Below are 13,133 nucleotides of genomic sequence, written 5' to 3'. Positions count from 1 at the left end.
CCCCAGGGCATGCCCCTGGCCGCCCCCCTGACAAACCCCTGCCGCAAAGCGGTGGGATAATACGAAGCTTTCCCCCACCCGCCGCCTATTTTCGGGCGGCGATTCCGTCCTGCCTACTCAAGAGACGAAGTCATGGCCGTTAATTTGCAGATCCCCTCCGAGTCCGAAATTTTTCCTGTTGCCGGCGTTGAAATCGGCGTCACCGAGGCCGGCATCCGCAAAGCCAACCGACGTGACCTGACCGTCTTCCGTCTAGCCGAAGGCACGAGCGTGGCGGGCGTGTTCACGCGCAACCGCTTCTGCGCCGCCCCGGTGCAGGTCTGCCAGGCCCATCTGGCCGCTGGCGGCCCCATCAGCGCGCTGGTCATCAACACCGGCAACGCCAACGCTGGCACCGGCGAAGAAGGCCTGAAGAAAGCCAAAGATACCTGCGACGCGCTGGGCAAATTGCTGGGCGTGCCCGCCAGCCAGATCCTGCCGTTCTCAACCGGCGTCATCCTGGAGCCGCTGCCGCTTGACCGCCTGGTCGCCGGCCTACCGGGCGCCATCGCCAACCTGGCGGCCGACCACTGGTCCAGCGCCGCCCACGGCATCATGACGACCGACACGCTGCCGAAGATCTCGTCGGCCAAGGTGCAGATCGACGGCAAGACCGTCACCTTCACCGGCATCAGCAAGGGCGCGGGCATGATCCGCCCGAACATGGCGACGATGCTCAGCTTCCTGGCCACCGATGCCGGCATCGCCCAGCCGCTGCTGCGCAAGCTGGCCGTCGAAATCGCTGACGCGTCGTTCAACCGCATCACCGTTGACGGCGACACGTCCACGAATGACTCGTTCATCATCGCCGCCACCGGCAAGTCGGGCGTGACCGTCAACAGCGAATCCGACGCCGCCTACGCCGCCGTGCGCGATGCGCTGACCGCCGCCGCGCTGGAACTGGCTACGAAGATCGTGCGCGACGCCGAAGGCGCCACCAAGTTCATGACCATCCGCGTCGAAGAAGCCGGCACCACCGAAGAAGCGCTGAAGGTGGCTTATGCCGTGGCCCACTCGCCGCTGGTCAAGACCGCCTTCTTCGCGTCCGATCCCAACCTGGGCCGCATCCTGGCCGCCGTCGGCTACGCCGGCATCGACGATCTGGACGTGTCCAACATCCGCCTGTGGCTGGACGATGTGCTGGTGGCCAAGAACGGCGGCCGCAACCCCGACTACCAGGAAGCCGATGGCCAACGCGTGATGAAGCAGGCCGAGATTTCGGTGCGCATTGCGCTGGGCCGCGGCCAGGTGTCGGACACGGTCTACACCTGCGACTTCTCGCACGAGTACGTGTCGATCAACGCCGACTACCGTTCTTGATCCGCCATGAGCGCTAGCGAGTTCACCACCCTTATCCAGCGCGCCGAGCGCGTGCTGGCGCAGCTTGAAGCCTTTCTGCCGCCCGCCACGCCCGAGATCGACTGGAGCGCGCATGCGTTCCGCTGGCGCAAGCGGGGCGCGCGCGGCTGGCTGGATGCGGTGCGCCACGTGGCGCGCATCGACATGGAAGACCTTCAGCACATCGAGCGCCAGAAGGCCACCATCGACCGCAACACGGTCCAGTTCCTGGAACACAAACCGGCCAACAACGTGCTGATGACTGGCGCGCGCGGCACCGGCAAGAGTTCGCTGGTGAAGGCCATGCTGGCCGCCTACGGCGAGCGCGGCTTGCGTTTGATCGAAGTCGACAAGTCTGACCTGGGCGACCTGGCCGACATCGTCGAACTCGTCGCCGCGCGCCCCGAACGCTTCATCGTCTTCTGCGACGACCTGTCGTTCGAAGAAGGCGAACCCGGCTACAAGGCGCTGAAGTCGGTGCTGGATGGTTCGGTGTCGGCCTCGGGCGACAACGTGCTGATCTACGCCACGTCCAACCGGCGCCACCTGATGCCGGAATACATGAGCGAGAACTTGCAGGCCAAGCATCAGCCCGATGGCGAAATCCATCCGGGCGAGACGGTCGAAGAGAAGATCTCGCTGTCCGAGCGCTTCGGCCTGTGGCTGTCGTTCTACCCCTTCAAGCAAGACGACTATCTGGACATCGTCTACCACTGGCTGCGCGAGCTGGGTTGCCCGGAGGCGCACATCGCGCCGTCGCGCACCGAAGCGCTGCAATGGACGATCGAACGCGGTTCGCGTTCCGGCCGCGTGGCGTATCAGTTCGCACGCGATTGGGCGGCCCGCCATGTCTGAAAAAATCGTCGACGTTGCCGCCGGCTTGATCCTGCGCCCCGATGGCATGCTGCTGCTGGGCCAACGCCCCGAAGGCAAGCCGTGGTCGGGCTGGTGGGAATTGCCGGGCGGCAAGCTGGAGCCGGGCGAGACCGTGCTGGAAGCGCTGGCGCGCGAGTTGCAGGAAGAACTGGGCATCCGCGTCACGCAATCGCGTCCGTGGGTGACCTATGTGCACGTCTATCCGCACACCACCGTGCGCCTGGCGTTCTGCCATGTCACGGCGTGGGAAGGCGAACCGCAAGGGCTGGAAAACCAGCGCCTGGAATGGGTCAACCCCGCCAACGCGGCATCGGTCGGCGACCTGCTTCCCGCCACCCTGCCCCCGCTGCGCTGGCTGCAACTGCCCACCACTTATGGCATCAGCTCGATCGGCTCGCGTGCCGGCGTGGCCGCGTTCCTGGGCCGGCTGGACGCGGCGCTTGCGCGTGGCGTGAAGCTCGTGCAACTGCGTGAACCGCAATGGCCCGATGGCGCCGGCGCAGCATCGCTGCATGAAGTTTTTCAGCAAGTGATCAAGCGCTGCCACGCTGCCGGCGCGCGTGTGCTGGTCAACAGCGCGCACCCCGCGGCATGGTGGAAAGAAGCCGACGGCGTGCACCTGCGCACGGCCGACGCCGCCCGCTTGCACGCACGGCCCGAATTGCCGGCCGGCGCGCTGGTTGGCGTGTCCGCGCACGACAACGCGCAAGTCGTCCACGCCCGTGAAATCGGCGCAGACTTTGCCGTGCTTGGCCCCGTGCTGGACACGCCCAGCCACCCTGGCGCCGCAACGCTCGGCTGGGAAGGCTTTGTCGCGGGCAATCGCGATGCGGGCATTCCCGTCTTCGCGTTGGGCGGCCAGTCCACCACCACCGTGTCGCACGCACTACGTCATGGTGCGCACGGCATCGCGGGTATACGTGGCGTGATCTAACTACCCTGCGGGGCCGGAAGTCTGGCAAGATGTAAGTCTTATCGGCCCCGCCGCCGGCTCCTCCGGCGCCGCTCCGGTCCTGATAGCCGGGTGTCCCGCGTGACGGGCCACGACAGCTCTCTCGTCATGAAGGAACCTGTCATGTCCCGCCGTGCGAATACCGAGCGCCAAATACTCCAAGCCCTTGAAGCCCAGATCCTGGAAACAGGCATGGGCGGAGTCGGCATCAACGCCATCGCCAAACGCGCAGGCGTCAGCAAAGAACTCATCTACCGCTATTTCGACGGCATGCCGGGCCTGCTGCTGGCGTGGATGAAAGAACAAGATTTCTGGACACGCAACCCCGGCTTGTTGGCCGCAGAGGAATCCAGCCAGCGCACGCCGGCCGATCTGATTCTGACGATGCTGCGCGCGCAGATCGAAACGCTATTAGGCAATGAAACCCTGCGCGAAGTGCGGCGCTGGGAACTGATCGAACAGAACGACGTCACCGCAACGCTTGCCGAACGCCGCGAAAATGCCGCGCGCGGATTCATCGAGCGCGTTGACGAACTTGCGCCTGACGTAGACGTGCCTGCTGTGGCGGGCGTGATACTGGCCGGGGCGGTGTACCTGACATTGCGCGCCAAAACCGCCACGCATTTTTTAGGCTTGCCGCTGCATGAGCCGGAAGGCTGGGCGCGCATCGACAAAGCGCTGGAATACCTGGTTGCGCAAAGCTTTCCGGATGAGCTCAATGCCGAAGCGTTATCGGCATTAGAAGCGCGCCGCCAAAGCAGCGCGGCGTCCGGCGAACCCGTCGTGTGACCGGATGCGCGTTCAGTTCACAGGGGCTGTCGTCGAGGCAGGCGCAGGCGCTGAATCGGCCTGCTGCACCGCCGGCAGGCCATCCCAACCCCCGCCCAACGCCACAATCAAATTCACGCTGGCCACCAGACGCGTACCCAACAGGCTCAGCGCGTTGCGCTCGCTGTTGAGCGCGGTGGCGTCCACCACCGCCACACTCAGGTAATCCACCAGCCCGGCCTGGTACTGGTTCTGGATCAAGCGCAGCGATTCGCGTGCAGATTCCAGCGCGCGGCGTTGCACGACCTGTTCGTTTTCCATGACCCGCAGCTGGATCAGATAGTCCTCAACTTCACGCAAGCCCACCAATGCGGCTTGGCGGTAAGCGGCGGCCTGCGAGTCATAGGACGCGCGTGCCTGTTCGACTTGCGCCGCGCGCGCGCCGCCGTCGAAGATCGTCATGGCCAGCGCTGGCCCCAAGGACCAGAAGCGCGCGGGCGCGGTCAGCAGCTCGGCAAACTGCCCGTTGCGAAAACCGCCATCGGCCGACAAAGTCAGCGACGGGAACCACGCGGCCTCGGCCACGCCGATCTGCGCATTGGCGGCCGCCGCACGGCGTTCGGCTGCCGCCACATCAGGACGGCGCTCCAGCAGTTCAGACGGCAGGCCCACCGGAATCTGCGGCAGTTGCAGCGCGAAGACGGCGGGCGGCAGGCTGAAGTGCGAAGGCGCCTGGCCCATCAGAACCGCAATCGCGTGCTCGTACTGGCCGCGTTGCCAATCCAGGTCGATCGATTGGGCGCGCGTGCTTTCCACCTGCGTGCGCGCCACGGCCACATCGGCCTGCCCTGCCACACCGACGGCATAGCGGTTCTGCGTCAGCTGCAATGACTTCTCGTACGCCGCCACCGTGGCGTCCAGCAAGCGTTTCTGTTCATCCAGCACGCGCAGTTGCAGATAGGTCTGCACCAGCGCCGCCTGCGCGCTCAAGCGCGTGGCGGCCAGGTCGGCCAGGCTTGCGGCCGCGCTGGCTTCAGACGATTCGGTGCTGCGCCGCACGCGGCCCCACACGTCCAATTCCCAACTGACGCTGCCGGTCACCGTGTACTGGTTCGACACGTTGCTGCCGTTGGACACCGACGATGAGCCGTTGCCACTGCCGGCGCCCGCGCGCGACATGCCGGCGCTTGCGCCCACCGTGGGGTAGAAGCCAGCGCGCGCGGCGCGCACCAAACCCAGCGCCTGACGGTAATTCGCTTCGGCTTGGGCGATGGTCTGGTTCGACGTATTCAAGCGGTCGACCAGCCCATTCAACGTGGCGTCGTCATAGACGAGCCACCAGGCGCCACGGTCTGCGTCATCGCGCGGTTGCGCGCGCTTCCAGCCTTCCACCTGATCCTGGCCTTGCGCTTCTTTATAGGACGCGCCCACATCAAGCTCGGGGCGTTGGTAGTCGGGGCCAACCGCGCAGGCGCCCAACAGCGCGCACAGCGCGATCGTGGCGGCGCTGCGAGGAAAGAAGGCGTGCAAAGGCGTGATGCGGATCATGTGTGTTCTATGGAATCAGGGGCGGCGTTCCGCGTGCCGCGCCCGCGCGCGGCCCAGAGACGGAAACGGTCCAGGTAAAGATAGACCACAGGTGTGGTGTACAGCGTGAGGATCTGGCTCAGCACCAGGCCGCCCACGATGGTAATGCCCAGGGGCTGGCGCATTTCAACGCCTGCGCCGGTGGCAAGCACCAGCGGCAGCGCGCCGAAAATAGCGGCCATGGTCGTCATCATGATGGGGCGAAAGCGTGTCAGGCACGCCTGAAAGATGGCGTCGCGCGGCGCCATGCCCTGGTTGCGCTCGGCATCCAGCGCAAAGTCCACCATCATGATGGCGTTCTTCTTCACGATGCCGATCAGCAGGAACACCCCGATCAGCGCGATCAGTGTGAAGTCATATCGCACCAGCAGCAGCGCCAGCAACGCGCCCAACCCCGCGGACGGCAGAGTCGACAGAATCGTCAGCGGATGCACGAAGCTTTCATAGAGGATGCCCAGCACGATATACATCGTGACCAGCGCGGCCAGAATCAGCCAGGGCTGCTGCGCCAAGGTCTGCTGCAAGGCGGCGGCGGTGCCTTGGAAGCCCGCCTGGATCTGATCCGACGGCAAGCCGATGCGCGCCACCGCGGCATCAATGGCGGCGGTGGCCTGGCCCAGCGAGACGCCGGGCGCCAGGCTGAAAGACACGGTGTCGGCCACGAACAAGCCCTGGTGTTGCACGCTGAGCGGCGCGTTACCGTTTTCAAGCGTGGCGAATGACAGCAAGGGCACGCGCGCGCCCGTCGACGTAATCACCTCGACCTGCTTCAGCGATTCAATGTCTTCCGCAAACTTCGGCGCCAGCCCCAGCACCACGTGGTACTGGTTCAGCGGGCCGTACATCACCGACACCTGACGCTGACTGAACGAGTTGTTCAACACCGTCGAAATCGTGGACATGCTGACGCCCAGGCGTGTCGCGGCCTCGCGGTCGATCACCAGATTGATCTGGCGGCCCTTGTCCTCGACGTCGGTATCCACGTCGGTGATTTCGGGAATCTTGGCCATGGCCTGCTGCACCTTCGGCATCCACGTGCGCAGCAATTGCAGGTCGCCCGACATCAGCGTGTAGTCATACGAGCCCTGGCTTTGCCGCCCGCCGATGCGAATATCTTGCTGCGACACCAGGAACATGCGCGCGCCCGGCATGTTTTGCAGCTTGCCGCGCAGGCGGTTGATGACGACATCGGCCGACACCTTGCGTTCTTCCAAGGGCTTCAACTGAATCTGCATGAAGCTGCTGTTGCTGCCGCCCCGCCCGCCCGCGTACCCCGTCATGCTCTGCACCGCCGGGTCCGCCAGCACGATCTTGCGCAAGGCGTTCAGTTTCGGCACCGTGGCCTGGAACGACGTGCCCTGATCCACGCGGAAAAAGCCCAGCAACTGGCCCGTGTCCTGCTGCGGGAAAAAGCCCTTGGGCACCACCATGTACAGGTAAACGTTCAAGCCCACGGCCACGGCCAGAATCACCATCATCAGCCGGCCGTGCGCCAGCGCCCAGCGCAGGCTGCGGCGGTAGCCATCCAGCATGGCGTCGAAGCCGCGTTCGGACCAGCGCGACAGCCGTCCGGGCGGCTTCTGCTCCTTGGGTTCGGGCCGCAGCAGACGCGCGCACATCATCGGCGTCAAGGTCAGCGACACAACCAAAGACACCATGATGGCGGCCGACAAGGTCACGGCAAATTCGCGGAACAAGCGGCCGACGACGCCGCCCATCAACAGGATGGGAATGAACACCGCCACCAGCGACAAGCTCATCGACAGCACCGTGAAGCCGACTTCGCGCGAGCCGCGCAAGGCCGCGCGCATCGGCGACATGCCGTTCTCAACGTGCCGCATGATGTTCTCAAGCACCACGATGGCGTCGTCCACGACAAAGCCCGTGGCCACGATCAGGGCCATCAGCGAGATCGTATTCAGCGTGAAACCGCACAGGTACATGATGCAGAACGTGCCGATCAGCGACACAGGCACAGCCACGCTGGGAATGATGGCCGCGCGCCACCGCCGCAAGAACAGCAGCACCACCAGCACCACCAGCCCCACAGCGATGATCAGCGTGAGTTCGGCCTCGTGCAGCGACGCCCGGATGCTGGGCGTGCGGTCTTGCGCCACGGTCATGTTCACATCCGCCGGCATCAGCGCTTGCAACACGGGCAGCTGCGCGCGCACGGCGTCCACGGCTTCGATGATGTTGGCGTCGGCCTGCCGGCGCACGATCATCAGGATGGCGTTGCGGTCGTTGTAGAAGCCGGTCTGGTACAGGTCTTCGACGGAATCTTCCACGGTAGCCACGTCCGACACGCGCACCGGCGCGCCGTCGTTCCACGCCACAATCAGCGGCCGGTATTGCTCGGCGCGGCTCAACTGATCACTGACCATGATCTGCCAGTGGTAGCGGTCGTTCTCCAGCACGCCCTTGGGCCGGTTCGCGTTGGCGTTGGCAAGCGTGGCGCGCAGCTGGTCCAGCGATACGCCGCGGTTGGCCAGCGCCCCTGGCAGCACGGTCACGCGCACGGCTGGCAGCGAGCTGCCGCCCACGGTGACTTCGCCCACGCCATCCACTTGCGCCAGTTTCTGCGCCACGATGGTGGACGCGATGTCGTACAGCTGGCCCTGGCTGAGCGTGTCAGACGTCAGCGCCAGCGTCATGATGGGCGCGTCGGACGGGTTGGACTTGTGATACGTGGGGTTGCTGCGCAAGCCGCTGGGCAACAGCGAACGCGCGGCATTGATGGCGGCCTGCACGTCGCGCGCCGCACCGTTGATGTCGCGCGACAAATCGAATTGCAGCGTGACTCGGGTGGACCCCTGCGAGCTGCTGGACGTCATTTCCGTCACGCCCGCAATGCTGCCCAACGACCGCTCCAGCGGCGTGGCCACGCTGGAGGCCATGGTTTCAGGGCTGGCGCCCGGCAGGCTGGCCGACACCGAGATCGTGGGGATGTCCACCTGCGGCAACGGCGCCACCGGCAACAGGAAAAACGCCAGCATTCCCGCCATCACAACCGCCACGCTCAGCAGCGTGGTCGCCACTGGCCGGACGATGAAGGGCGCCGACAGGATCATGACGCGTCCCCGGCGGCCGGTTCGCGCACGCCACGCCAGCGGCGCGACATGCGGTCGAACATCAGATAGATGACCGGCGTGGTGAACAGCGTGAGCACCTGGCTGAGCAGCAAGCCGCCCACCATCACCAGGCCCAGCGGCTGGCGCAGCTCAGCGCCCGTGCCGGTGGACAGCATCAGCGGCAAGGCGCCGAACAGCGCAGCCAGCGTCGTCATCAGAATCGGGCGAAAGCGCAGCAACGCCGCTTCGTGGATGGCCGCGCGCGGGCTCAAGCCCCGCTTGCGCTCGGCGTCCAGCGCGAAGTCGATCATCATGATGGCGTTTTTCTTCACGATGCCGATCAGCAGAATGATCCCGATGATGCCGATCATGTCGAGCTCGGTACCGCTGATCAACAGCGCCAGCAACGCGCCCACGCCGGCCGACGGCAAGGTGGACAGGATCGTGATCGGGTGGATATAGCTTTCGTACAGCACGCCCAGCACGATGTACATGGTGACGACAGCCGCCAGGATCAGCCACAACGTGCTGGTCAGCGAATTCTGGAACGCCAGCGCCGCGCCCTGGAAGCGCGTTTCCACACCGGCCGGCATGCCGATTTCGGCTTCCGCCGCGGTGATGGCTTCAACCGCATTCGACAAGGACGCACCCGGCGCCAGGTTGAACGACACCGTCACCATGGGGAATTGATCCAGCCGGTTCACGGCCAGTACGGTGCGGCCTTCGCTGATGTGCGCCACCGACGACAACGGCACTTGCCCGCCAGACGACGTCGGCACATGAATCTGGCCGAGTGACGACGGGTTCATCTGAAACTGCGGCTGCACTTCCAGCACCACGCGGTACTGGTTGGACTGCGTGAAGATGGTGGAGATCAGCCGCTGGCCGAAGGCGTCGTACAGCGCCTCGTCGATCACCGCAGCCGTAATGCCCAGGCGGGACGCCGCATCGCGGTCGATTTCAACCCAGGTCTGCAAGCCGTCGTCTTGCAAATCGTCGGTCACGTCTTTCAAGCCCGGCACCTGGCGCAACCGGTCCACCAGCTTGGGCGTCCATTCGCTCAGCACTTTCAGGTCGGGGTTGGACAGCGTCATCTGGTATTGCGTGCGGCTGACGCGGTCTTCGATCGTCAAATCCTGCACGGGCTGCATGTAGACGGTCAGCCCGTCTTGCTTAGCCAGCGATTCCTGCAAGCGCGCCATCACCGCGCGCAAGTTGCCGCTGCGTTCGGCTTGGGGTTTCAGCGAAATCTGCATGCGGCCGGCGCTGAGCGTGGCGTTGCTGCCATCCACCCCGATAAACGAGGACACGGCCTGCACGTCTGGGTCTTCCAGCACCAATCGCGCTGCAGCCTGCTGGCGTTCGGCCATGGCGGGGAACGAGATGGACTGCGGCGCCTGGGTAATGGCCTGGATCAAGCCGGTATCCTGCTGCGGGAAGAAGCCCTTGGGCACGACCATATACAGCACCACCGTCAACGCGAACGTGCCCAACGCCACCAGCAGCGTCAGCGGCTGATGGCGCAGCACCACTTGCAGCATGCGGTCATAGCCGGCGATGACGCGGTCGATGAAATTGCCCGTGGCCGTATGAAAGCGGCCGTGCTTCTGTTCCGATTCGGCGCGCAGCAAACGGGCGCACATCATTGGCGTGAGCGTCAGTGATACGACCAGCGAAATCAGAATCGACACCGCCAGCGTAATGGCGAACTCGCGGAACAATCGGCCTACCACTTCCGTCATGAAGAGCAGCGGAATCAGCACGGCAATCAGCGAGAACGTCAGCGAGATCAGCGTGAAGCCGATCTGGGAGGCGCCTTTCAGCGCGGCCTGCAACGGCTTTTCGCCCTCTTCGATGTGGCGGGCGATGTTCTCGATCATGACGATGGCGTCGTCCACGACGAAGCCGGTGGCGATCGTCAGCGCCATCAGCGTCAGGTTGTTGATCGAGAAACCCGCCAAATACATGATGCCGAACGTGCCCACCAGCGACAGCGGCACCACCACACTGGGGATCAGCGTGGCGGTCAGGCTGCGCAGGAACACAAACGTCACCATGACCACCAGCGCCACGGCCAGCAGCATTTCGAACTTCACGTCTTCGACCGAATCGCGGATGGTTTGCGTGCGGTCAGACACCACGGTCACGTCCAGCGTGGCCGGCAGGGCTGCGCGCAGCTGGGGCAGCAGCGTCTGGATGCGGTTGACCACGTCAATGACGTTGGCGCCCGGCTGGCGCTGGATGTTCAGCAGAATGGCGGGCTTGTCGCCGGCCCACGCCGCCTGGCGCGTGTCTTCGGCGCCTTCGACCGCGCGCGCCACGTCAGACAAGCGCAGCGGCGCGTTGTTCTTGTAAGCGATGATCAGGTCGTTGTAGTCGGTGGGCGACTTCAGCTGATCATTGGCGTTGATGGTGGTGGAGCGCTGCGGGCCGTCAAGATTGCCCTTGGGCTGGTTGACGTTGGCGCCCACGATGGCGGTGCGCAGGTCAGACAAGGCCAGCCCGTTGGCCGCCAACGCTTGCGGATTCACCTGCACCCGCACTGCCGGCCGCTGCCCGCCCGCCACACTGACCAGGCCCACGCCCGGAATCTGCGACAACTTCTGCGCCACCCGCGTATCGACCAGATCGCGCACCTGCGGCAAGGGCATGGTGGGCGAGGTGATGGCCAGCGTCAGGACAGCCGCATCAGCCGGGTTCACCTTGTTGTAGGTGGGCGGCACGGGCAGGTCGCTGGGCAGCAGGTTCGATGCCGCGTTGATGGCGGCCTGCACCTGCTGCTCGGCCACATCCAGTGGCAGCGTCAGGTTGAACTGCATCGTGATGACCGACGCGCCGCCCGAACTGGTGGACGACATCTGGTTCAAGCCCGGCATCTGCCCGAACTGGCGTTCAAGCGGTGAGGTGACCAGCGAGGTCATGACGTCGGGGCTCGCCCCCGGGTACAGCGTCACGACCTGAATCGTCGGGTAGTCCACCTCGGGCAGCGCCGACACGGGCAGCATCCGGTACGCGATGAAGCCAGCGATCAGGATGGCCACCATCGCAAGGGTGGTGGCCACGGGGCGGAGGATGAACAGACGCGACGGGCTMACGATGGTCTCGGCTTACTTGGTGGCGGGCGTGGTGCCGGCCGGCGCACCCGCGCCCAGCGTCTTGTCACGCGTGGCGGGAATGACTTCGGCGCCGCCCACGATTTCCACCTTGGCGCCTGCGCGCAGGCGGTCGGTGCCTTCGGTGACAACCCGGTCGCCCGGCTGCAAACCTTCGTTGACCGCCACCATGCCGTTGTTGATGGCGCCCAGCTTCACCTGCCGCACCACGATCGTGTTGTCAGGCTGCACCAGGAATACGAACGCGCCGGCCGAGCCCTGCTGAATGGCGGCGGTGGGAATGGCGGTGACGTCTTTGCGCGTCAGCACATGCAGGCGCACGTTGACGAACTGGTTCGGAAAGAGCGCGTCGTCGGCGTTGTCGAACTTGGCTTTGAGCTTCAACGTGCCAGTCGTGACGTCGATCTGGTTGTCCAGCGTTTCCAGCACGCCGGTCGCGATGCGGCGGGTGTCGGCACGGTCATAGGCGTCAACCTTCAGGGTCTGGCCGGCCGCGATTTCGCCGCGCACTTCAGGCAACTGGGTTTCGGGCAGCGTGAACACCACGGAAATGGGTTGCGTCTGCGTAATCACGACCAGGCCATTGGTGTCGGCGCTGGACACGAGGTTGCCACGGTCAACTTGACGCAGGCCCAGCCGGCCGCTGATCGGCGCGGTGATGCGCGCGTAGTCCAGTTGCAGCTTGGCGTTGTCCACGTTGGCCTGATCGCTCTTGACGGTGCCTTCGTACTGGCGCACCAGCGCGGCTTGCGTATCGACCTGCTGCTTGGCGATGGAGTCCTGCTTGAACAGGGCCTGATAGCGTTGCAAATCGCGGCGCGCGTTTTCCAGCTGCGCCAAATTCTGCATCTGCGTGCCGCGCGCCTGATCCAGCGCCACCTGGAACGCGCGCGGGTCGACTTGGGCGAGCAGGTCGCCTGCTTTGACTTGCTGGCCTTCCTGGAACGCCACGTCGACCAATTCGCCGCTGACGCGGCTGCGCACGGTAACGGTGTTGTAGGCAGTGACGGTGCCCAGGGACTTCAGGTAGATGTCGATGTCCTGCGTGGACGCGGTCGCAATCCGAACCGGCACCGGCAGATTGGCCATGGCAGCCATCGGGGGCCGCCCGCCCGCAGCGCGCCCGCCTGGGCCGGCCGGGCCGCCTTGCTTGGCTGAGGGCCGCAGCACCAGCCAGGCAATGCCCGCCACGACAAGCAGCAACACCACACACACCACGATGCGGCGGCGGGTCCAGCGGGAGGGCGGGGAAACAGGACGACTTTCGGACATGGAACGGTTCCGGGCACTGACGGAGGAAAGCCGTATTGTCTACTAGTCGGTCGGGATTTCTACCATTGCGAGGCCGAGTTGAAACTGGCCGCAACAGGAATCGGTCTCAAGAACTGG

The 13,133-nt window shown here is 65.1% G+C and carries 8 protein-coding genes; 4 read left to right on the top strand and 4 right to left on the bottom strand.

The window, feature by feature from the left end; translation table 11 throughout:
* The first annotated feature begins 132 nt into the window (after nucleotides 1–132).
* The 4 genes from argJ to AC1DB0_RS10365 all read left to right on the top strand — a co-directional run bounded on the left by argJ (nucleotide 133) and on the right by AC1DB0_RS10365 (nucleotide 3,994).
* On the top strand, nucleotides 133–1,359 hold the full coding sequence (argJ, locus tag AC1DB0_RS10380) for a bifunctional glutamate N-acetyltransferase/amino-acid acetyltransferase ArgJ (protein WP_175172032.1): 1,227 nt from the start codon (nucleotides 133–135) through the stop codon (nucleotides 1,357–1,359).
* Nucleotides 1,360–1,365: 6 nt separating this feature from the next.
* Nucleotides 1,366–2,232: an ATP-binding protein gene (locus AC1DB0_RS10375; RefSeq protein WP_054421319.1), complete on the top strand. Its 867-nt coding sequence runs from the start codon at nucleotides 1,366–1,368 to the stop codon at nucleotides 2,230–2,232.
* Nucleotides 2,225–3,187 (top strand): Nudix family hydrolase, encoded by a 963-nt coding sequence (locus tag AC1DB0_RS10370; protein ID WP_175172034.1) that lies wholly within the window; start codon nucleotides 2,225–2,227, stop codon nucleotides 3,185–3,187. The genes AC1DB0_RS10375 and AC1DB0_RS10370 overlap by 8 nt, the downstream gene beginning before the upstream one ends.
* Before the next feature lie 141 nt (nucleotides 3,188–3,328).
* Nucleotides 3,329–3,994, top strand: a complete 666-nt coding sequence (locus AC1DB0_RS10365; RefSeq protein WP_476758520.1) for a TetR/AcrR family transcriptional regulator — start codon at nucleotides 3,329–3,331, stop codon at nucleotides 3,992–3,994.
* A gap of 12 nt (nucleotides 3,995–4,006) precedes the next feature.
* Here the strand turns inward: AC1DB0_RS10365 and AC1DB0_RS10360 are convergent, their stop codons facing one another.
* The 4 genes from AC1DB0_RS10360 to AC1DB0_RS10345 are packed head-to-tail and all read right to left on the bottom strand — an operon-like array spanning nucleotide 4,007 to nucleotide 13,016.
* Nucleotides 4,007–5,521: an efflux transporter outer membrane subunit gene (locus tag AC1DB0_RS10360; protein WP_476758521.1), complete on the bottom strand. Its 1,515-nt coding sequence runs from the start codon at nucleotides 5,519–5,521 to the stop codon at nucleotides 4,007–4,009.
* Nucleotides 5,518–8,631, bottom strand: a complete 3,114-nt coding sequence (locus tag AC1DB0_RS10355) for a multidrug efflux RND transporter permease subunit (RefSeq protein WP_054421315.1) — start codon at nucleotides 8,629–8,631, stop codon at nucleotides 5,518–5,520. Before AC1DB0_RS10355 ends, AC1DB0_RS10360 begins: the two co-directional genes overlap by 4 nt.
* Nucleotides 8,628–11,729: an MdtB/MuxB family multidrug efflux RND transporter permease subunit gene (locus AC1DB0_RS10350; protein WP_476758654.1), complete on the bottom strand. Its 3,102-nt coding sequence runs from the start codon at nucleotides 11,727–11,729 to the stop codon at nucleotides 8,628–8,630. The genes AC1DB0_RS10355 and AC1DB0_RS10350 overlap by 4 nt, the downstream gene beginning before the upstream one ends.
* Nucleotides 11,730–11,738: 9 nt before the next feature.
* The gene (locus AC1DB0_RS10345) at nucleotides 11,739–13,016 is read right to left on the bottom strand and encodes an MdtA/MuxA family multidrug efflux RND transporter periplasmic adaptor subunit (RefSeq protein ID WP_054421313.1); all 1,278 of its coding nucleotides are present in this window, start codon (nucleotides 13,014–13,016) and stop codon (nucleotides 11,739–11,741) included.
* Nucleotides 13,017–13,133 lie beyond the last annotated feature (117 nt).

Source organism: Achromobacter sp. 10T422 (assembly GCF_056394065.1).
Note: the sequence above shows the minus strand (reverse complement) of the source record. Positions and strands in the feature narration are given on the sequence as shown.

Coding starts and splice junctions, on each gene's coding strand:
- AC1DB0_RS10370 (WP_175172034.1), top strand. CDS start 2,225: ATGTCTGAAAAAATCGTCGACGTTGCCGCCGGCTTGATCCTGCGCCCC.
- AC1DB0_RS10360 (WP_476758521.1), bottom strand. CDS start 5,521: ATGATCCGCATCACGCCTTTGCACGCCTTCTTTCCTCGCAGCGCCGCC.
- AC1DB0_RS10345 (WP_054421313.1), bottom strand. CDS start 13,016: ATGTCCGAAAGTCGTCCTGTTTCCCCGCCCTCCCGCTGGACCCGCCGC.
- argJ (WP_175172032.1), top strand. CDS start 133: ATGGCCGTTAATTTGCAGATCCCCTCCGAGTCCGAAATTTTTCCTGTT.
- AC1DB0_RS10365 (WP_476758520.1), top strand. CDS start 3,329: ATGTCCCGCCGTGCGAATACCGAGCGCCAAATACTCCAAGCCCTTGAA.
- AC1DB0_RS10355 (WP_054421315.1), bottom strand. CDS start 8,631: ATGATCCTGTCGGCGCCCTTCATCGTCCGGCCAGTGGCGACCACGCTG.
- AC1DB0_RS10375 (WP_054421319.1), top strand. CDS start 1,366: ATGAGCGCTAGCGAGTTCACCACCCTTATCCAGCGCGCCGAGCGCGTG.